This window comes from Clostridium sp. 10cd*, from assembly GCF_044336395.1.
Classification (GTDB): Bacteria; Bacillota_I; Bacilli_A; order Erysipelotrichales; family Erysipelotrichaceae; genus Clostridium_AQ; species Clostridium_AQ innocuum.
Window position 1 is genome coordinate 1,858,706 of sequence record NZ_CP172347.1, and the last position, 21,214, is coordinate 1,879,919.

The window sequence follows — 21,214 nt, forward strand, 5'->3', positions numbered from 1 at the left end:
ATATAAAAAGTATTGACTGCACGACTCGTGCAAGCTTAAGATAAAGTTGTAAGGGAGGAATTAGTATATGAAAACATTATCTGAAGTATCTAAATTAGTAGGATTGAGTCGCAGAATGATTCAAGAATACGAAAGTAGTGGTCTTGCTAAAACTCCTACTACAAAGAATAAATATGGTCATTTATTATATTCTGATGATGATATTGATAAATTATGGCAACTTAGGTTTTATAAAGAACTTGGATATAAAAAGGGCGATATAGAAAAAATTTTTACAGATAAAAATTTTAATCGACAAGAGTCATTGCATAATCAAATATCTTTGTTAGAAAAGAAGAAAGAAGAATTAGAAAACCTTATAAATATAGCAAAGGCAATGTCTAATATTGGCATAGTTGAATTTTCAAGAAATTTGAATAATAGCCTATTAAACGATATTCCATATGATCTTGCTATGTCGATGTTAGGCTCAAGTTTGAAAATAATCAACACTGAGAATGACATAGAAAATCTGATTGATCAAGTAATAACTGAAGAAGATGTAGATAAATGGATGTCCAATTTGGAAAAAATAATGGAATTAGCAGATCAAGGTTTCTTACCGGACTCACTAAATACGCAAGCAATAGTTCGTGATATGTATGAATTAACAGTTCCAGTTTTATCTCCTTCAATTACGATGTTTGGATATGCCTATATAGGTTTTATGCCGGGGAGTGATTTATCAAAAGAAATAGATGATGTTTTTGGAAAAAACAAATCACAATATTTATATGAATCAATTCAAATATTTATAAAGAATAATCAAGATAATATATTTGATGAGGAACTGTATGAGTCAGTTGATAATATTTTATCATTGGGATTAAAAAAATACAAAACAACATCTTTAGAAGTTCAAAGTGAAGTAAGAAAATTACATAATTCACTGAAAAAAATTAGGCTATTTAACTTTGAAGGACAAATACAATTACTAAATGCATTTGTTGAATTATATGGAAGTTCAACATATAAGAAAATTTTTGACAAAGGAAAAGAACGAGGAATTTCATGGTTCATTTCTCGCTCGATTCAAATATATGTAGAAAATATTGAAAAGGAGGCAAAAATAAATGACTGACTATAGCAAGGAAATTTTTAAATTATTAAATGAAAAAGGTAAGAATGCTCCTAATATGACTAGTGCGTTAAAAAAGATTGGTAATGGGGATATGCAAAAAGGATTAAATACTTTAGCTAATTATTGTAAAAATTCAGGTATAACTATCGGTGAAAAATCAGGATGGTTAAAAGGTTCTGCAACAACATTGGGAGTTACACTTGCGATTGGCAGTGGATTATACCTTGCTGATAGATATAAAAAGTATAAAGCAAAAAAAGAGATAGAGTCTGAAGGTGAAAAAATTTATGAAGCTTTAAAAGAAACTATTGATGAAGAAGAAAACGAAGGAGGTGAAAAAATGACAAGAGAGGAACTGAAAGAGCAGATTGATGAGTTAATGAGACAGTATGCAGACGAAGAAATTGATGGAGATACTTACGCAGAAAAAATGATGGAGTTAACTACATCTGCCCAAAATGAAACCAACGAAGATTAATAGACTAGTTTGTTTTTGAAATGAAAATTGCCAAAGAAGAATCGGATAAAGATGGTTTATTGATAGCAAGGAGGAAAGGAGGTCTTGGTTATGCAGATGTGTCCATATTGCGATAAGGTTTATGATGAATCAGAATATGCTCAATGTCCTTATTGTTCAGGTGAATTATATGATGATGACGAAGAAATTCGTCCTTGTCCTGAATGTGGTGGGTGCTTACATTTTGATGGTTATGATCGTTGGGAATGTTCTAATTGCGATTATTCAGAAGAAGATTAAAACAAATGTAGGGTATATTAAAAAATACTCTATTTGAGTTTACATTTTTAAAAATAATATTTTATTTTTGGAAAGCGAGGTTTGAAGAATGAGTAGAGTAACATATTCGGAAATTTATGAAAAATCATTAGAAAAGAAAAATGGAATGTGTTGTCCAGAATGTGAAAGTGAAGGTTCATTAAAATATGCAGATGATGAAGTATTAGTTTGTGATGTTTGTCAATATTCTATTGAGGCTGAAGAATTACAACCTGTATGGCAAGATAAATTAGAAGACGAAATGGGTTTTTATGATTATGAAGAAAGTGATTTTGACGATGAATAGGAGTTGATAATATGCCATATAATTGTTTAGGGGACCTTACAAAGTCTGAAATTATAGAAGCACTTAGAAAGAAAGGGTGTAATATAAAAAATGTTCATGAATTAAATGTGATTATGGAGAAGATGGGACTTCTAATTCATTATGGTAATAATTGGCTTACAGCTAAAGACGCTGTAAAATATACAATTTTCAATACTCAAGTATATGATGCGAAAGCTTGGAAGCCAGTAGTAGTTGATCTCATTTATAAATTTTTGAAAAAATGATTACATAGCAGTCTTGTACAAAGTGTATGAGGCTGCTTTTATTTTCCCTAAAACGAAAGGAGACGATGAAGATGAAACTAGTATTAGCGGAAAAGCCTTCTGTGGCACAAAGCATAGCTAAAGTTATCGGTGCTACAAATCGTGAAGATGGATATCTTGAGGGTAATGGATATGTAGTAAGTTGGTGTGTCGGTCATTTAGTTGAATTAGCTGAACCTGAAAGCTATGGCGAAAAGTATAAGAAATGGAATTATGATGACTTACCAATTGTGCCGACAAGCTGGAACTACCAAGTATCATCAGGTACAAAAAAGCAATTTGGTATCTTAAAAAAATTAATGAAACGAAACGATATTACAAGTCTTATCTGTGCAACAGACGCAGGACGAGAGGGAGAGTTAATCTTCAGACTTGTTTATCAAGAATGTTATTGCAAGAAACCGTTTGAAAGATTATGGATCTCATCAATGGAAGATGGTGCAATTAAGAAAGGATTTGAAAATTTAAGACCATCTGAAACATACGATTTATTATATGAAGCTGCATTATGTCGAGAGCGAGCTGACTGGTTAGTTGGTATCAATGCTACTCGACTATTTTCATGCCTATATAATCAGCCATTTAGTGTTGGTCGAGTTATGACACCTACTCTTGCAATGACAGTTATGCGTGAAGCAGCAATCTCAGCATTTAAACAAGAACCGTTCTATACCGTAGAAGTTGATTGTGGTGGATTTACTGCAAGTAGTGAACGATTTAAAGAAAAAGATAAAGCGGTTGAAGCGAAAAATCTATGTGAGTCAGTTGATAAAGCGAAAGTTGTTGCTGTTGGAAAGAAAGAGAAAACAGAAAAAGCACCGGCGTTATACGATTTAACAAGTCTTCAAAGAGATTCCAATAGACTTCATGGCTATACTGCAAAGCAAACACTTGATTATGCTCAAAGCTTATATGAAAAGAAGCTAATCACTTATCCTCGAACGGATAGTCGTTATTTAACTGAAGATATGAAAGATGGTGTTGATGAGTTATTAAATGTATCAAAGTCTTTACTTGATTTACCTTTAGGTCAATATGATGTATATCAAATCATTAACAACAAAAAAGTCAGCGATCATCATGCCATTATCCCAACGAAAGAAGTAAGTAATTTCAATTTAAAAGAATTACCAAGTGGAGAATTTGCTGTATTGAAAATGATTGCACTAAGACTTTTGATATCAGTAAGTGAAGCTCATATTTTTGAAGAAACAACAGCAGAACTTAGTTGTGATGACTTGATGTTAAAGGCAAAAGGTAAAGTTATTTTAAATGATGGTTGGAAAGCTTTTAGTCCAAAAGATAAGAAAGAACAAAATGATTTGCCTAACTTAAAAGAGAATGAGGATTTAGGAATTAAATCTGTAAAAGTAAAAGAGGGTAAAACTTCTCCACCAAAGCATTTTACGGAAGATACGCTTTTATCTGCTATGGAAAACGCTAGTGCAGATGAAATGCCAAAAGAAGCAGAAAGAAAAGGTATTGGTACACCGGCAACAAGAGCTGGAATAATCGAAAAGTTAGTTCAAAAAGGATATCTCAAGCGAATTGGAGATAAGAAAGTAAAGAATTTAATTCCAACAGATAAAGGTGTAGCACTGATAACAGTTATGCCAGAACAGATTCAATCTCCATCAATGACAGCAGAATGGGAAGAAAAATTGTTGGGAATTGAAAAAGCTGAATATCCTAGTGAAGCGTTTATGGAAGATATCGAAGTGATGGTAACTAATTTAATAAACACATACGAAGTTGTGAAAGGAGCAAATGTAATTATGCCAAATAGAAATCATGTCGTGGGAAATTGCCCACATTGTGGAAGTGAAGTTATTGAAAGAAGTAAAGGATGGTTCTGTGATAACAGAGCTTGTCGTTTTGTTTTATGGAAAGACAATGCGTTTTTTAACTATATTGGAAAGCAATTAAACCCACATGTTGTAGATCAGTTATTAAGAGATGGAAAAGCAAGATTAAAAGATTGTAAATCAAAGAAAACCGGAAAGAGCTATACCGCTATGGTGCATTTAAGCACAGAGGGTGATGGTAAAGCAAAATTCCAGTTATCTTTTGAAAATGGAGGCAAGAGATGAGCAAAGAAATTCGTTTTATAAACAGTAATTATGATGATTTGTTTCGGATAGTTGATGGTTCAACTATCCAGATAGAATTTCCTAAAGAAACGATTATTAAGGCTTGTAAGTATGTAGATGATTACCATACAAAAGTTGGTAATGAACTTTTTCATATCTGCCAGTTTGCAGAAATGATGGAACGTGTCGGTGCTAAATATACACCTGAAGTAGAACCAGATGATTTTCAAGTTGCATATAAAGTCGGTAGAAATCATTACTTGGCATTGCAGACATCTGATGAAGGTTATGATTACACACTTTATGATAAAAATTTCAATGAGATTGATGGAGGGCAGCTTGATGATCCAGAACTATCCATGATTGAAGCAAGAAAAGATATTTTAAGTGATTTTAAGTTAGGTAATAAAGATTTAGTGGTGGCTGATTATGATGATTTATTAGAAAAGGTTGAGGAAGTAGAAACAAAAGCAGTTTCTTCTGTGCTTGAAAAACTCAATATTCATAAACAAGCAATCCTAGAAAATAAACATTCGGATTTACCACTTTTTGATGATGAAAGATAAGGAGCATAGCTTATGAAAATTGAAAAATGGGACGAAATCAATGGCAGTAGTCCCGAACAAAAGTTAGAAGCATTTTTAGAATCAACAAGTGATTGTTATGCCATCATGCAGCTTAAAAGAATCGATGAAACAATTGCCGAAAGATTTATGTCAAAGCTTGAATTAGAGCGTATGGGTAAAGAACCAAATATTGATCATTATGAGGTAGTCTATGTAGCACCTATGGAATCAGGGGAATCGCAGATAGTATTACTGGAAAGCTTATATGAGAAATTCAATTTATATCATCCGGAAGATTTTAGAGGCCATAGTTTATCGGTCAGCGACATCATAGCCTTAAAGCAAAATGATGTGGTATCTTGCCATTATGTAGATTCAATCGGTTATAAGGAATTGCCACAATTCCTAAAGCCTGAGAATTATTTAAAAAATACAGAAATGGCAATGGAAGATGATTATGGAATGATTGATGGTGTGATAAATAATGGAAAGAATAAAGATGTTGAAACAAGAACTTCAGTATTAGAAAAGTTAAAAGAGCCACCTATCTTAAATGAAATAAAGAAATCTTCCAAAGGTCATTTGGAAAGAGAGTTGGAATGATGGAATTTAACTATGATGAAAAAATGTTAATTATGCTGTATCAATCAGGTTCGAAAAAGGACTTAATTAAGACATTAAAAGAGATGAAAGCAGAGCTTACTGATGAAGAGTTTGAGCTAAAAAGTATGAGCGAAATACTCATTGATAAGCTGAATAAAATATCTGAAACAGAATTTAAGAATCTGCTTTCTTCTTTAGAATTTTAAAGACAGGAGGATAGTCGATGAACGACAAAGAAAGATATTATGCAAGTGTTGCTGCTAATACTATTCATGACATAACAAGAAGTCGAAATACTTGGACTTCTTTTCTTTTGACTATGGGTAGAAACTATGTTTTTAACTATCCGGATCAGATAATGATTCACGCTCAAAGACCAAATGCTACGCTTTGTATGGAATTTGACGCTTGGAAAGAAGAAAAGTTTCGTTATGTGAAACGTGGTTCTAAAGGTATTGCTTTATTTGTAACCGATAGCGAAAGACCATATTTAAGATATGTATTTGATGTTGCTGATACAGGTAGCCGCAGAAATTCAAAAGAACTTGAAAAGCTATGGAGCTTTGAAAATACTCATCGTATTCCAATTCAAGAAGCTATTGAAAAAAGATTTGGTGTTTCTAAAGAATGGACAATGGAAAATCAGCTAGAAACATTAGCTGAAAAGTTGGCAGAAGATTATTGGGATACACATAAAAGTGAGATGGCTGACATCATTGCCGAAAGTTTGTTAGAAGGGTATGATGAACTTAACCTAGAAGAAGTAGTAAAAAGGACAGTCGCAACTAGTACGATTTACACCTTGTTATCTCGAATGACAGAGAATGTAGAAGCTTACTTCGATGAGGAAGATTTCAGAAATGTCTTGGAGTTTAATACACGAAAAAGTGTCAATGCATTAGGAACAGCAGTAAGTAATATTACTACCGAGATATTTGAAGAAATCGAAAAAACAGTTATTGCAGTAGAAAAAAGCAGAGAAGCTGAAAGGAGCAAAGACTATGGAAATAACTTACAATCAGATTGGGGAATATTTGATTCCAGATATCGAGTTACAGACAACAGAAACGAAATCTCTAGGGAAATACGCACGAATGAGACGAGCATTCCTGAAAGAGAACAAGCCGATGACTTACAACGACATGATCTTGACGGAAACACTATTTCCACACCTTTGGGAAGTGGACGAAACAGCGAACAAGAGAATGGAATTGTTGATGAACCAGTTATTAGAAAAAAATCCAGCACCAAACAAGAAAGAAAATCAGATGGATTGGGTAAAACACATGAACATGCTAAAAGCACAAGCCGAAGAAGTCGTGATGTCGGAGTTAATCAACAGCTAAGTTTTGACTTCTTCTTAAATGAAGATGAACAAATTAAATGGATAGATGAAGCGGAGAGCGTAGATGAAAAAGCGTCCTTCGCTTTTTCTTTTGCTCAAGAAGATATTGATTGCTTACTTGTGCATGGCAGTAACACCAACAATGCTCGCATGATGATTGCTACTGAATTTATGAAAGGCAAATCAGATGAAGAAATAGTAAGCAAATTACAGGATATTTATAAAGGTGGTTTTGGTTTAAAAACAGATAAAGGAGCTATTTCTACTTGGTATGACGATGATGGAATTCATTTAGCAAAAGGAAATACTGCACGATATGAATCTTCAGCTAAAGTTATTACTTGGATTGAAGTAAGTAATCGCATTCGAGAATTATTAGAACAAGGGAAATTTGCTACTAATGTTGAGTTAGTAGAAGCACCTAGTTTTGAAAGAAAACAGATAGCAGAAAAGCTTTGGTATTTATATCATGATTTTAGCGATGATGGAAAAGCATTGAATCTATTGTCTTGTTTAAATGATATTACAGGAACTGGATTTCCTGATGAAACAAAGGCACTTGCTGAAAAGCTAAAAGATACTAGCTTTTATGAGACTTTAAAAGAACAGTATGCTGACTTTTTAGAAAGCTATTTAGATAATCCTGATGTATTGCGTTTTCATTACCACAAAGTAATTGCATTAGAAAAAGACATCAATGAGCTTTATTTAGATAGAAAAGAATTTGATACAGAACTGTTTGCTTTGCCGGAAGTATCTACTTTTATTACTGATGATGAGATCAATGCTGATTTATCAAGAGGTAGTGGTTTTGCTCAAGGAAAAGGAAGAATCTTTGATTATTTTAACGAAAATCATTCTACTAAGGATAGAGCTGACTTTTTGAAAAATGAATTTGGTACCGGTGGTCATTCTCATGCATTATCCGGTGCAAATCATAGTGGACAGAACCATGACGCAAAGGGTATTTCCTATGAAAAACAAGGCTGTGAAACTGTTAAATTAAACTGGACGCAAGTAGCTCATCGCTATGCAGATATGATTGAAAACGAGCGATATTATGCAAAAGATGAGCTTCAAAAAGAAACAGTTATTGAGCCAATCGAAGAATCAGTAGAAATCGTAGATCCAGAGATTATTGAAGAACCGATAATCGAAGAAAATGATGAACTTGTTGATGATACTGAAGAAATTATCGAAGCTGAATTTCCTTATGAAGTAGGACAACGAGTATTTATTGAAGATACGGAATTTGAAATTACAGAAATAAGAAATCACGATGTGCAGCTTCGTGATCTATCACTTTACTATCCGATTTTTAGAGTTGAAAGCAAAGAAAACTTTGAAAATTTAGTTAGATTAGATTCAAGAAATGAAAAAGTAAAAGCTGAAGTCAAAGAAGTGCCACCAATTAACTTTACCATCACCGATGAACATTTAGGTGAAGGCGGTCCGAAACAAAAGTTTGCAAGAAATATTGAAGCAATTAAGTTATTAAATACTTTAGAAAGTGAAAATAGAAATGCCACAAGTGAAGAACAGGAAATCTTATCTCAATATGTTGGGTGGGGCGGACTTTCTGACGCATTTGACAGCAGTAAAGATAACTGGAGAAATGAATACCAAGAATTAAAAGGCCTACTTTCTGAATCAGAATATGAAATGGCAAGAGCTTCAACATTAAATGCTCATTATACAAGTCCTACAGTCATTAAAGGAATGTATGAAGCATTAGAGCAAATGGGATTTAAAACAGGAAATATCTTAGAACCATCAATGGGCGTAGGTAACTTCTTTGGACTTATGCCTGAAAGTATGCGTGGCAGTAATTTATATGGTGTTGAACTTGATTCTATCAGTGGTCGCATTGCTAAGAAGTTATATCCAAATGCTGATATTAAAGTAGCGGGTTTTGAAACAACGGACAGACGAGATTTTTATGATATTTCTATCGGTAATGTGCCTTTTGGAAATTATAAGGTAAGTGATAGACCTTATGATAAATTTGGCTTTTCTATTCACAATTATTTCTTTGCCAAAGCATTAGATCAAGTAAGACCGGGTGGTATTGTAGCCTTTGTAACAAGTCGTTATACCATGGATCAACAGACTCCTGATGTAAGAAAGTATTTAGCCCAAAGAGCAGAACTGTTAGGTGCAATTAGACTTCCTAACACAGCTTTTAAAGCAAATGCTGGTACAGATGTAGTATCTGATATTATCTTCTTACAGAAAAGAGATCATCCGATTGATATTGAACCGGACTGGGTTCATTTAGGACAAAACGATGATGGCTTTACTATCAATAATTACTTTGTAGAACACCCTGAAATGCTACTTGGTACTTTAGAAAGTCGAAGCACACAATATGGAAAAGAAGAATGTACTGTTGTTTCAATTGAGGGAGCAGATTTATCAAGTCAGCTAGGTGAAGCAATAAAAAATATTCATGGTAAATATGAAGAAGCAGAGATTGACGAAATTTCTATCATTGGTGCAGTTGAAACAATACCGGCAAGACCTGATGTTAAAAACTTCTCTTATACGATTGTTGATGATGAAGTGTATTTTAGAGAAAACTCACTTATGCGATTATGCGATTTTAATGAAACTGCTAAAGGCAGAATCAAAGGCATGGTAGAGCTTAGAGGAATTGTAAATGACTTGATTGATTATCAGTTAAATGATTATGCTGATGAAGATATTAAAGCCAAACAAAAAGAATTAGATACTGCTTATGATGAATTTACAGATAAATATGGACTTCTTAATTCAAGAGCCAATGCAATGGCATTTTCAGATGACTCATCGTATTACCTTTTATGTTCATTAGAAAATATTGATGAAAATGGTAATCTTGAAAGCAAGGCAGATATGTTCACTAAAAGAACAATCCGACCTGAAACTAATATCACAAGTGTTGATACACCAAGCGAAGCTTTAGCAATCTCTATTGGAGAAAGAGGAAAAGTTGATTTACCATATATGGCTGAGCTTATCGGCACACCGAATGAATATGATGAAATCATAGGCCAATTAAAAGGTGTTATTTTCAAAGAACCCTTGGGCTCAGAACTGCCTTATGAGGACTGGAAAATTGCAGATGAGTATTTATCTGGCAATGTGAGAGATAAGCTTAGAATCGCTCGTTTAGCAGCGAAAAACAACCCGAATTTTAACATCAATGTAGAAGCATTAGAAAAGGCTCAGCCTAAAGAGTTGGACGCTTCAGAGATTGATGTAAGACTTGGTGCAACATGGATTGATAAGTCCTATATCCAACAATTCATGGAAGAAACTTTTGAAACACCATTTTATTTAAGAAGAAGCATTGAAGTAAAATATGCTCCTTTAACTGCTGAGTGGCAAATAGCTGGCAAGTCTGCTCCGGGACATCATGATGTCAATGCTTATGTAACTTATGGCACAGATAGAGCTAATGCATATCGTATTTTAGAAGATACTTTAAATCTAAAAGATGTTCGTATTTATGACACCTTTGAAGATTCAGATGGTAAACAAAAGAGAGTGCTAAATAAAAAAGAAACCACTCTTGCTCAACAAAAGCAACAAGCAATCAAAGACGCATTTCAAGATTGGATATGGAAAGATCCAGTTAGAAGAAAAGAGTTAGTAACAAAATACAATGAGATGTTTAATTCTACTCGTCCTCGTGAATTTGATGGTTCACATATTCGTTTTGGAGGTATGAATCCTGATATTAAGCTTAGAGAACATCAAAAGAATGCGATTGCTCATGTATTATATGGTGGCAATACACTCTTGGCACACGAGGTTGGTGCGGGGAAGACGTTTGAAATGGCAGCTTCTGCAATGGAAGCTAAACGCTTAGGTTTATGTCAAAAGTCATTATTTGTTGTTCCAAACCATTTAACACTTCAATGGGCAAATGAATTTTTAAGACTTTATCCAAGTGCTAAATTATTAGTGGCGAGTAAGAAAGATTTTGAAACAAAGAATCGTAAGAAATTCTGTGCAAGAATAGCTACAGGAGATTATGATGCAGTTATTATCGGTCATTCTCAATTTGAAAAGATTCCTATTTCAGCAGAAAGACAGGAAAAATTATTAAGAGAACAGATTGATGATATTGAAAATGCTTTAGCTGAAATGAAGTATAAGATTGGCGAAAGATTCTCTGTCAAACAGATGGAGAAAACAAGAAAATTATTACAAACAAGACTTGATAAGTTATTAGCCAATGAAAGAAAAGATGATGTTATTACCTTTGAACAACTTGGTGTAGATCGCTTGTTTGTAGATGAGAGCCATGCGTTTAAGAACTTGTTCCTTTATACGAAAATGCGAAATGTAGGTGGTTTATCAACTTCTGAAGCACAAAAATCGTCTGATATGTTTATGAAATGCCGCTATATGGACGAATTAACCGGTGGGAAAGGTGTAATCTTTGCGACAGGTACTCCAGTCAGCAACTCAATGACAGAGCTTTATACAGTTATGCGATATTTGCAGTATTCAACTTTACAGCAAAAAGATTTAACGCACTTTGATTGTTGGGCTTCGACATTTGGAGAAACTTCTACAGCCATTGAGCTTGCTCCGGAAGGAACAGGATATAGGGCAAGAACAAGATTTGCTAAATTCTTTAATCTTCCAGAGTTGATGAATATGTTTAAAGAAGTGGCTGATATCAAAACATCAGATCAATTAAATCTACCGGTTCCTGAAGCTGAGTTTGAAACAGTCGTTGTTAAACCATCAGAAATTCAAAAAGAGATGGTAGCTGCATTATCGGAAAGAGCTGCACTTGTGCATAGTGGGACAGTAGATCCATCACAAGATAATATGCTTAAAATTACTTCAGATGGAAGAAAGATAGGTTTAGACCAAAGACTTATGAATGAATTACTTCCTGATGATCCAAACAGTAAGCTTAATGCTTGCGTAAATAATGTGTTTGATATTTGGGAGAAAGGACAAGTCGATAAGCTAACGCAGTTATTATTCTGTGATTTATCGACTCCTAAAAATGATGGAACATTTAATGTATATGATGATATTAAAAATAAATTAATTGGAAAAGGTGTTCCTGAAAGTGAAATTGCATTTATTCATGACGCTGATTCAGAAGCAAAGAAAAAAGAATTATTTTTAAAAGTCAGAAGTGGTCAAGTAAGAGTATTACTTGGAAGTACGCAAAAAATGGGTGCAGGAACTAATGTGCAAGATAGATTAGTTGCAGTTCATCATTTAGATGTCGGTTGGCGTCCATCGGATATGACACAAAGAAATGGTCGTATCATCAGACAAGGTAATCAGAATAAAAAAGTCCATGTATTTCAATATGTAACGGAAGGGACATTTGATGCTTACCTCTATCAAACACTTGAGAATAAGCAAAAATTCATTTCTCAGATTATGACAAGTAAATCGCCTGTTAGATCATGTGATGATGTTGATGAACAAGCATTATCTTATGCGGAAATCAAAGCTTTATGTGCAGGTAATCCAATGATAAAAGAAAAGATGGACTTAGATATTGAAGTTGCAAGATTAAAGGTATTAAAATCAGACCATCAAAGTAAACAATATCGCTTAGAGGATCAGTTACTCACTTATTACCCTGCTGAAATTGAAAAGTATCAAGGCTTCATCAAGGGATTTGAAAAGGATATTGAAGCAGTAGAAAACAATCCTCTTCCCAAAGATGATTTTATTGGAATGAAGATTGGTACGAAAACAATAACTGAAAAAGAATTAGCCGGTGAAGCTATCCTTGCCACTTGTAAGAATTTAAAGGGCACAGATCCAATAAATATTGGTGAGTATCGTGGCTTTAAAATGGAATTGTCCTTTGATTCATTTAAACAAGAATATGAATTGACTTTAAAAGGAAAAATGAGCCATCGTCTTACTCTTGGTACTGATGCAAGAGGTAATATCACAAGAATTGATAATGCACTTGTTAATATCATCAATCGTTTAGAAAAAGCAAAAACACAGCTTGATAATTTATATCATCAAGAAGAAGCTGCGAAACAAGAAGTTGGAAAACCATTCCCACAAGAAACTGAGCTTACTCAAAAGAGTAGTAGGCTTGCAGAACTTGACGCATTACTCAATATGGATGACAAACAAACCCATGAAGAATTGAAAGAAGAAAAGCCCTCAGTTTTAGCTGAGCTCAAGAAACATTCAGATTCAATACTTCCGGATAAAAATAAACCGACTACGGAGGTGACGCTATGATTGAAAAACGTGATAAGCAATTAAATGTTCTTGTAACTGATAGTGAAATGAAGCGCATTCGATTAAAGATGGAAGAATTAGAAATTACTCATCTTAGTGCTTATGTTCGCAAAATGACTCTTGATGGTTATTGTGTAAAGCTTGATCTTCAAGATGTAAAAGAAATGATATCTCTATTAAGAAGATGTAGTAATAACTTGAATCAGTATGCTAAAAGAGCTAACGAAACTAACAATATCTATGCTGAAGATATCAAAGATTTGCAAGTTAGGTTTGAAGAAATATGGGACGTGGCAAAGGAAATTTTGGCTAGATTATCAACCATCTAATTAAAAAAGATACAGTCGTTATGGCTGTATCGGTACATAATCAAGAAATTTTAAGTAGTTTTCTTACTTTACTACTCTTATATATCGTGGGAGGTAAAGCAAGTGAGTGCAATGAATGAAATTCAAAATATCCTATTAGATTATGGATTAAATCTTATAGAAATAGATGAGCTGATAGGGCGTTTTTAAATGAAAAAGCTTTTAGTTATGTTGAATTTATTTTGATAGCTGAAATGGTTGAAGCTGATTTATTTCAAGAATAGCCAATATGTTTTCGTAAAAATTGACATCATTGTGCGTTTATACATAGTCATTTATAATGTGATTAGGAAATAAGAAATGGAGGTACAGACAATGATGTTAGTGAAATTCTTACTTAAAATTTTAGCGATATTAGTGATTGTTCCGGTATTTATTTTGATGATGGCAGTAAAACTACTGGTTAATTTATCTTCTTATATACTTGGACCGTTAATGTTATTTTTGATAGGCTGTGCGATTTATACAATCATTCAAAGTGCATGGAGCCAATTACTCATCTTAGGTATTATGCTTATGGCTTGTGTGCTTGCATTGTTTGGTGCTTCGTGGGTAATTGTAACTTTAGAAGATGTAAATAATAGACTAAAAACTTTTGTGAAAGCTTAAAATTGAATAAGAAATGCAAAGCGAAGCTGTTCCTTTATTGGTTCAGCTTTTTTCTTTTGTCATAAATACGGAAGTGGGGTGGAAGTATGGCAGCAACAAAATTGATTGCATTACACATAAATAAAGGAAAGACTTTATCAAAAACATTGCAGGATAGATTGGACTATGTTCAAAATCCTGAAAAGACAGAGAACGGAAATTATGTAAGTGCTTATGAATGTGATCCTAAAACTGTGCATGAAGAATTTCTTTTAACGAAGCGTGAATACCATCATAAAGTAGGCAGACAACAAAGAAATGATGTAATTGCTTATATGATAAGGCAATCATTTAAGCCCGGAGAGATTACACCGGAAGAAGCGAATCGGATTGGATACGAATTGGGTATGCGATTTACTAAAGGAAAGCATGCTTTTATTGTTGATACGCATACGGATAAAGCTCATATCCATAACCATATTATTTTTAATTCAACCAATCTTGAAGCAACAAAAAAATATAATAACTTTTGGTTCTCTGGATTAGCAATTCAAAGACTGAGCGATATTATATGCTTAGAAAATGGATTGTCTGTTATTGAAAAGAAATCTTATAAAGATAGAGTTAAACGAACAGAGTATCCTAAAAAGGCTTCATTTAGAAAAGAGATCTGCATTGTAATTGATGAATGTTTGGCAAAAAAGCCAAAAGATTTTGATGAGTTTCTATCTTTACTTGAACAATCAAATTATGAAATTAAAAGAGGAAAATATGTTTCCGCAAAAGGTAAAGGGCAAAAACGATTTATACGATTACGCTCATTAGGAGATGGTTATCGTGAAGAAGATATTAAAGATATCATTGCCGGTAAAGTTAAAGAATCTGATGATATAAGTAAACCTGAAAAGCTCAATCTTCTTATTGATATCCAAGATAAAATCATCAATAAGGGTGCTGCGTATGAAAGATGGGTAACGAATTTTAATTTGAAATCTATGTCAAAGACTCTGTTATTTTTAAGAGATCATCAGGTGGAAAGTATTGAAGAATTAAAAGTTAAAGAAGATGAAGCAACTTCAAAATTTAATCAGTTATCAAGTGATATCAAAACAAAAGAAGCTAAGATTGCTGAGCTGACTGCGTTAAAAAAACATATTTTCAATTATGTAGATACAAGAGATGTTTATATTCAGTATCGTAAGTCCGGTTATAACAAACAATTCTTTGAACAACATCGTGAAGCAATTACTCTGCATAAAGCGGCTAAGCAAGCATTTAATGATGGCGGTTTTGAAAAAATACCAAAGGTAAAAGAGTTAAATTCTCAAATTTATGAGTTAATGAATGAGAAAAAGGAACTGTATGCAGACTATCGAAAGTTGAAAAATGATATGCAGGAGCTGATGAAAGCTCGTAAAAATGTAGAACGTTTCTTGACTGATGAAGTTAAAAATGAAGGAAATGAAAAAGAAGCAGAAAGAAAAAATGACAGGGTTCACTAATGAGAATCCTGTCAAAATTCTTTTCGTTGAAAAGACACAAGCGTTCGGAACGAATGCGTAGCCATCAACTGTAAGTTGGTGTTTTAGGGGATTGGGGTATTCCCCAACAAGCAAAAAATAGTAAACCACTAGTGGTTTACACTGCTTGCCAATTTGTGAGCTTGAAACCTTTGAGATATTGATTTTATTCGCATTTGAGACTATAATAAACTTTGTATGATGGAATAGTTGTGTTTATACAACGGAGGCGAAAATGGAATATTTATCTATTAGTCAAACAGCGGAAAAATGGGGCGTATCAAGAAGGAGAGTTCAAGTGTTGTGTTCGGAAAATAGAATACAAGGTGCAGTTAGAATTGGTTTTGCGTGGGCAGTTCCAAGTGATGCTAAAAAACCTACTGATGCGAGAATAAGAAGTGGCAAATACATTAAAAAGACAAGTGCAGATAAATAATATGATTAAAAAAGTAAGATTGAAGTTGGATGAAGCAGTTATTTTATGTGATATCTATATTGAGTAATACAATCATTATAAGAGGGAGAACGAAAATATGGCAAAGATGATGGATATTAAAGATGAAACTTATGCTGGCGAACAAAAGGTATACGAATGTATAGAGTCAAATTTGCCTGATGAAGTAATCTGTTATTATAATCGTGAAATTAATGGTAAACAATTCGACTTTTGTTTACTTATTGAACATATGGGAATGCTTATTATTGAAGTGAAAGGATGGAATGCTTCAAATATTATTAGAGTGATTAATCCTGATACTATTGAAACTAATTTATATCAAAATCCAGTTAGTTCTCCCAAAAAACAGGCTCGAAGTTATAAATTTGCTTTAGTAAATACTTGTAACAATAAGTATTGTATAAATCCTTTAGTTATGGATATGGTTTGTTATCCATTTTTGTCTGAGAACGAATATAAAAATTGTGGACTAAATATAGTTTCAGAACCTGAGTTCACATTGTTCAAAGAAGACATAGAAAACCCAACAAAATTCGCTAAGAAAATTGCGGTTGTATACCAAAAATCAAATCAAACAGTATATGACAAAATGGTTGGTGATGTATATATAACATGTAGAAAACACTTTGAGGTCATAGAAGAAGCAAGGAGTGAAGCAAGTTTACCTTACTCAGAATTGAGAGTATATTCAAATGACATTTCGATTTCTGATATTAGTAGTATTGTGTCCTCATATTTTTCTGGGACTAAACAATTGATTTTTGTTTCAAAAGAAGATGAAGTTAAACAGATTGTTCGAAATATTCTTAATAAATTCGATGAAGATGGGCTTTATTTAAAAGGACGTAATTTTATAATTAATTCAAATAAGAAAAATGAAGTAAAGATTAAAGATGGGAAAGTTAGTTTTTTCAATTTTGAAGTATATACCATAAGCGATTTACCCCAAAGAATAGGTTCTAATTTTGTTATTTATAACGGATTAGTTGACGAAAATAGAGAAAGTGATCTGCAATATATAGCTGCTAGCTCTAAATTTAATCTACAACAATATATGGTTGAACATGCCCCTATTGATAAAGATATAGTTGTAAAAGCTGGAGCAGGAACAGGAAAAACATTCTCGATGATTTCGAGAATATCGTTTATTTGTCATCAAGCTAGTAATGCTAATATTCTTGATGTAAAAAATGAAATTGCTATGCTTACATTTACAACAGAAGCAGCTATAAATATGAAAAGCAGATTAAAACAAGCTTTTATGAACTATTTTGTTCTGACTCGTAATAAAAAGTATTTGGATATGATATCAGGCATAGAAAATATGAGAATATCTACAATACATAGCTTTTCAGGTTTAGTTATTAAAGATACATCATTACCTTTAGGAATAGGTGTTGATTTTTCGACGGTTAGTGGTACTTACAATAAACAAAAAATATTTGACCAATATTTTAATGAATATTTAAAAAAGAAAAATGAAGAAGAGCCAATGTTTTTCGGTAATATTCCCGGTAGCATTTATGATTTTAGAAAGATGTTGCTGCGATTTGCGGATATGTTATATAACAAGGGCTTTGACATAAAAGAAGCAACAGAAGATGTCTTTGGTCAACCTATTGCTAAAATGCCATACATGAAAGAAATCATCCAAGAGGTTATTATAAAAACGGAAAAGACGTTTTCTAGCTTTTTATATGAAAATAATTCAGTTAGCTTAGCTGAATATATGTTGTATTTAAATAAATGTGTTAATGATGAATCATTCAATAAAAATCTATATCAGTATAAATATATTTTCATTGATGAATTTCAAGATGTTGACGATTCACAAATAGCAGCTTTTTTATCTATGCAAAAGAAATTAGGTTTTAAGTTTTTTATAGTTGGCGATTTGAAACAGAGCATTTATCGATTTAGAGGAGCCACTATGGATGCATTTAATAAAATGGGGTGTAGTGGGAATGAGTGGAAAGAATATACGTTGAATATTAATTACCGTACAGATATGCGTTTGCTTGAAGAATTTTCTGAGCTATTTAATTATATGGGAGAAAGAAATTTAATACCGTATATTGAAAATAAAGATAAACTTATAGGATCTACTAGTAATCAACTCTTATCATCTGATGAATTGATAGAAAAAATTACATACAGCAAAGAAGATGAAGAAGACGATATTTATAGAACATTATTCGAAAAAATAAAACAGAGAAAAGCAGAAATAGAATCGAATCCTTCTTTCTCTAAATTATCGCCATCTGAGAAAACCATTGCAATTTTAGTAAGGACAAATTTTCAGATATCAAAAATATTAAGACAAGCGAAGAACCAAGATATTGTTTTGGTTGAGAGTGATTCAAATGGAGATTTATATCGAATACAGTCAAGTATTGATTTGTGTAAGTTAACGGCTGCATTATCAAATCCGAGAAATCCTGTTTATTTATTTGATTTGTTACTTTCAAATAATATTAATATAAAATTTCCTGTTGAAAAACTAATTAAAATGCAAGAGAGTGAAAAACTCCAATTTTTAATCAAATGTCTCGATGAATTTTACTTAAATGTTTTAAATTTAAGTTGGAACGAATTGGTTTTTGAAGTTCAAAGTAAACCAGTTTTAATGGTTTTAAGAAAAATATATGAGGCTTCAAAACCATGGAAGACATATTCTCTTGATGAAACTAAACAACAATATTATAGGACGAATTATGATTTGGTATTTGAAGACTTATCAAAAGAAGGAAAATATAGTTATTTAACATTAGATTCTATAAACGAATCTCTTCATATTTTAATCAATACAGGGTCAGAAAAAGCTTCTAGATCTATTACTGATGGTGCTGATTATGTTCGTATTGTATGCACTACTGTTCATAAATCTAAAGGATTGGAATATGATACCGTAGTAATTCCTTTTACTACAGATTCTATTGATACAATGCATAGAAATGGATTGGATATTACATATGTAAATGGAAAAGTTGGATATTGTTTTAGCGTGAATGGTGAGTCAATGAGTAATGAATATTTTATTACAGACGATGAAATTAGAGAAAATGAGATGGAGGAATCTCGAATTTTATATGTAGCTTTGACAAGAGCAATTAATAAGATTGTGTGGTTAAATAAAATTGATTCAACTGGACATACTTGGGGAAAACTACTGGAGGAAATATAGAATGGGACTAAAAATATATACATATTCAAATCCATATGAAATAGATTGTGAATTATTTTGGAACGAAATAAAAGATTGTGCTCATTTTTGTGTTTCACAAACAATGGTTAATGGTATGAATCAAACTTATCCAATTTTTAAAACTACGCAGTCAACTGCAACAATTAAAAGTCTTGTAAATGCACTTTATGAAGATTGGGAAAGTATTAATACCAATATACGTCAGATTATGGAGGTTGACAATGCAATCAGTGAATTAGATTATAAAACTGCTTGCCTTGAGAATGTTAAGAGATCTTTATTGTTCAATACAAAATCTATTGTTGAGTGTTTTAGAATATTTAAGGAGCTAGAACTTGATTCACATTTAATGAACAAAAAAGAACTTAATATTGAACAACAATATCTTGTAGAATTATATAAAATTGTAGATAAAAAACAAAATTCTGCTTTTTCTTTTGAAAGAGCCTCTTCGAAAGCGTTTATTGAAAAAGCTATTGATAATGCATTGCTTTATCATAAAAAGGATGTAGACTTAAACGCTATTAATAGAAATAAAATTGTTATTCACGGTATTCATCAATTTACACCGGCAATGTTAGTGGCAATAGAAGATATTAGTAAGTATAAAGATGTAATATTGCTTTTCAATTATCAGAAACAGTATTCCTCAGTATATGATACATGGATGAATATATATTCTATTTTTGATTTACCTATTAATAATCAAAGCGTTAATCAATTTGTTCCGCTACCTTTGCTAATTAATTCGTATCAATCGAATGTTTTGGCAGATTATATTGGACATTTATCAAATGGAGAATTTATAGAAAAAAACAAGGTTTTAAATAACTTAGAAGTAATTGAATTTGATAATACAACTGAATTTGCAAATTATGTTGCTATGCTTTTTGATAAAGCAAAGAAAACTAACAGACAAAATTCAAATATAAATAATCCATTAGCTTTTATGGAAGAACAATTATATTCTGCTTCCGGAAAAGTTAATGATATATTAAGAGCTTATTTTCCAGAACAATTTGGAGAGAGACATTTTTTAGATTATCCAATTGGACACTTCTTTGTATCAACTACTAATATGTGGAACTATGAAACCAAGTCTGTTAAAATCGAAAACTTTTCAGATATAAAAGAGTGTTTGAATTCTGGAATTATATATGAAAGAAATTCTGGTCAGCTTGTAAGTACATTCAACATGGTAGAACCATACGTAGAAAAGGAAAATACAATAACCGGTATTAATAAAAAAATAAACCAATTAATAAAAAATGCTAACAAAAAACACGAAGATAAAGATAAGGTAGGATATTTTAATGTTAGTTTGGATTCTTTACAGGAATTGAAAAATGCATTAATAGAATTAGAACAAATAATTAATTCGTTTTTTTGTGATTTTGATAATGAAGGAGATAATTTTAGACGATTCTATAAAAGAATTCGTTCTTTTATCATTTCTCGAATTGGAGATATTAATGAATTAGATGAAGAAATGCATGCCGTTATTGAAAAATTATTAGCTAGATTAGAGGAGTCTGATTTACCAGAGAATGGAACATTCAATTCCTTAAAACACACTATGAGCTATTATCTGAGCCAGAATGAGAATACTGCAAGAGGAGCACATTGGATTGTAAGAAATTTTGACCAAATTGATGGAGATATACTTAGAAGTGCAACTCAAATCCAGAACAAACATGCTATCATTTTTGTTGTTTAAGCGATAAGGATATCTGC

General features: G+C 32.3%; 17 protein-coding genes. All 17 read left to right on the plus strand.

Features of this window, described 5'->3' with window-relative positions; all coding sequences use genetic code 11:
- Positions 1–67 precede the first annotated feature (67 nt).
- The 17 genes from ACG3M1_RS09160 to ACG3M1_RS09240 all read left to right on the plus strand — a co-directional run bounded on the left by ACG3M1_RS09160 (position 68) and on the right by ACG3M1_RS09240 (position 21,197).
- Positions 68–1,120 (plus strand): MerR family transcriptional regulator, encoded by a 1,053-nt coding sequence (locus tag ACG3M1_RS09160; protein WP_395815249.1) that lies wholly within the window; start codon positions 68–70, stop codon positions 1,118–1,120.
- Positions 1,113–1,598, plus strand: coding sequence for a hypothetical protein (locus ACG3M1_RS09165; RefSeq protein ID WP_395815252.1), 486 nt, complete (start codon positions 1,113–1,115; stop codon positions 1,596–1,598). The genes ACG3M1_RS09160 and ACG3M1_RS09165 overlap by 8 nt, the downstream gene beginning before the upstream one ends.
- Before the next feature lie 90 nt (positions 1,599–1,688).
- Positions 1,689–1,877: a hypothetical protein gene (locus ACG3M1_RS09170; protein ID WP_395815255.1), complete on the plus strand. Its 189-nt coding sequence runs from the start codon at positions 1,689–1,691 to the stop codon at positions 1,875–1,877.
- 88 nt (positions 1,878–1,965) lie between these two features.
- Positions 1,966–2,202, plus strand: a complete 237-nt coding sequence (locus ACG3M1_RS09175; protein WP_395815257.1) for a hypothetical protein — start codon at positions 1,966–1,968, stop codon at positions 2,200–2,202.
- Between the two features lie 11 nt (positions 2,203–2,213).
- Positions 2,214–2,468, plus strand: coding sequence for a hypothetical protein (locus ACG3M1_RS09180; protein ID WP_395815260.1), 255 nt, complete (start codon positions 2,214–2,216; stop codon positions 2,466–2,468).
- A 71-nt stretch (positions 2,469–2,539) separates the two neighbouring features.
- The gene (locus ACG3M1_RS09185; RefSeq protein WP_395815262.1) at positions 2,540–4,597 is read left to right on the plus strand and encodes a type IA DNA topoisomerase; all 2,058 of its coding nucleotides are present in this window, start codon (positions 2,540–2,542) and stop codon (positions 4,595–4,597) included.
- Positions 4,594–5,163 carry an LPD16 domain-containing protein gene (locus ACG3M1_RS09190; protein WP_395815267.1) on the plus strand — a complete coding sequence of 190 codons (570 nt, stop codon included), beginning with the start codon at positions 4,594–4,596 and terminating at the stop codon, positions 5,161–5,163. Before ACG3M1_RS09185 ends, ACG3M1_RS09190 begins: the two co-directional genes overlap by 4 nt.
- Before the next feature lie 12 nt (positions 5,164–5,175).
- A complete protein-coding gene (locus tag ACG3M1_RS09195; protein WP_395815270.1) occupies positions 5,176–5,766 on the plus strand; it encodes a YodL domain-containing protein in 591 nt (196 codons plus the stop codon).
- A complete protein-coding gene (locus ACG3M1_RS09200) occupies positions 5,763–5,972 on the plus strand; it encodes a transposon-transfer assisting family protein (protein WP_395815273.1) in 210 nt (69 codons plus the stop codon). Before ACG3M1_RS09195 ends, ACG3M1_RS09200 begins: the two co-directional genes overlap by 4 nt.
- A gap of 795 nt (positions 5,973–6,767) precedes the next feature.
- Entirely contained in the window at positions 6,768–7,112 is a 345-nt protein-coding gene (locus ACG3M1_RS09205; protein WP_395815276.1) for a TnpV protein, read from the plus strand.
- 170 nt (positions 7,113–7,282) lie between these two features.
- The gene (locus tag ACG3M1_RS09210) at positions 7,283–13,342 is read left to right on the plus strand and encodes an SNF2-related protein (RefSeq protein ID WP_395815441.1); all 6,060 of its coding nucleotides are present in this window, start codon (positions 7,283–7,285) and stop codon (positions 13,340–13,342) included.
- Positions 13,342–13,671 (plus strand): plasmid mobilization protein, encoded by a 330-nt coding sequence (locus ACG3M1_RS09215; RefSeq protein WP_395815444.1) that lies wholly within the window; start codon positions 13,342–13,344, stop codon positions 13,669–13,671. Before ACG3M1_RS09210 ends, ACG3M1_RS09215 begins: the two co-directional genes overlap by 1 nt.
- A 354-nt stretch (positions 13,672–14,025) precedes the next feature.
- Positions 14,026–14,319, plus strand: a complete 294-nt coding sequence (locus ACG3M1_RS09220) for a hypothetical protein (RefSeq protein WP_395815279.1) — start codon at positions 14,026–14,028, stop codon at positions 14,317–14,319.
- A gap of 86 nt (positions 14,320–14,405) precedes the next feature.
- The gene (locus ACG3M1_RS09225) at positions 14,406–15,800 is read left to right on the plus strand and encodes a relaxase/mobilization nuclease domain-containing protein (RefSeq protein WP_395815282.1); all 1,395 of its coding nucleotides are present in this window, start codon (positions 14,406–14,408) and stop codon (positions 15,798–15,800) included.
- Between the two features lie 253 nt (positions 15,801–16,053).
- Positions 16,054–16,254: a DNA-binding protein gene (locus ACG3M1_RS09230; protein WP_395815285.1), complete on the plus strand. Its 201-nt coding sequence runs from the start codon at positions 16,054–16,056 to the stop codon at positions 16,252–16,254.
- Between the two features lie 97 nt (positions 16,255–16,351).
- Positions 16,352–19,459 (plus strand): UvrD-helicase domain-containing protein, encoded by a 3,108-nt coding sequence (locus ACG3M1_RS09235; RefSeq protein WP_395815288.1) that lies wholly within the window; start codon positions 16,352–16,354, stop codon positions 19,457–19,459.
- Position 19,460: 1 nt separating this feature from the next.
- Positions 19,461–21,197, plus strand: a complete 1,737-nt coding sequence (locus ACG3M1_RS09240; RefSeq protein WP_395815291.1) for a hypothetical protein — start codon at positions 19,461–19,463, stop codon at positions 21,195–21,197.
- Positions 21,198–21,214: the final 17 nt, after the last annotated feature.

Excerpts from the sequence above, each read along its gene's own strand:
- ACG3M1_RS09195 (WP_395815270.1), top strand. The coding sequence starts at position 5,176 with ATGAAAATTGAAAAATGGGACGAAATCAATGGCAGTAGTCCCGAACAA.
- ACG3M1_RS09160 (WP_395815249.1), top strand. The coding sequence starts at position 68 with ATGAAAACATTATCTGAAGTATCTAAATTAGTAGGATTGAGTCGCAGA.
- ACG3M1_RS09190 (WP_395815267.1), top strand. The coding sequence starts at position 4,594 with ATGAGCAAAGAAATTCGTTTTATAAACAGTAATTATGATGATTTGTTT.
- ACG3M1_RS09165 (WP_395815252.1), top strand. The coding sequence starts at position 1,113 with ATGACTGACTATAGCAAGGAAATTTTTAAATTATTAAATGAAAAAGGT.
- ACG3M1_RS09220 (WP_395815279.1), top strand. The coding sequence starts at position 14,026 with ATGATGTTAGTGAAATTCTTACTTAAAATTTTAGCGATATTAGTGATT.
- ACG3M1_RS09185 (WP_395815262.1), top strand. The coding sequence starts at position 2,540 with ATGAAACTAGTATTAGCGGAAAAGCCTTCTGTGGCACAAAGCATAGCT.
- ACG3M1_RS09240 (WP_395815291.1), top strand. The coding sequence starts at position 19,461 with ATGGGACTAAAAATATATACATATTCAAATCCATATGAAATAGATTGT.
- ACG3M1_RS09230 (WP_395815285.1), top strand. The coding sequence starts at position 16,054 with ATGGAATATTTATCTATTAGTCAAACAGCGGAAAAATGGGGCGTATCA.
- ACG3M1_RS09205 (WP_395815276.1), top strand. The coding sequence starts at position 6,768 with ATGGAAATAACTTACAATCAGATTGGGGAATATTTGATTCCAGATATC.
- ACG3M1_RS09180 (WP_395815260.1), top strand. The coding sequence starts at position 2,214 with ATGCCATATAATTGTTTAGGGGACCTTACAAAGTCTGAAATTATAGAA.
- ACG3M1_RS09235 (WP_395815288.1), top strand. The coding sequence starts at position 16,352 with ATGGCAAAGATGATGGATATTAAAGATGAAACTTATGCTGGCGAACAA.
- ACG3M1_RS09225 (WP_395815282.1), top strand. The coding sequence starts at position 14,406 with ATGGCAGCAACAAAATTGATTGCATTACACATAAATAAAGGAAAGACT.
- ACG3M1_RS09200 (WP_395815273.1), top strand. The coding sequence starts at position 5,763 with ATGATGGAATTTAACTATGATGAAAAAATGTTAATTATGCTGTATCAA.
- ACG3M1_RS09210 (WP_395815441.1), top strand. The coding sequence starts at position 7,283 with ATGAAAGGCAAATCAGATGAAGAAATAGTAAGCAAATTACAGGATATT.
- ACG3M1_RS09175 (WP_395815257.1), top strand. The coding sequence starts at position 1,966 with ATGAGTAGAGTAACATATTCGGAAATTTATGAAAAATCATTAGAAAAG.
- ACG3M1_RS09170 (WP_395815255.1), top strand. The coding sequence starts at position 1,689 with ATGCAGATGTGTCCATATTGCGATAAGGTTTATGATGAATCAGAATAT.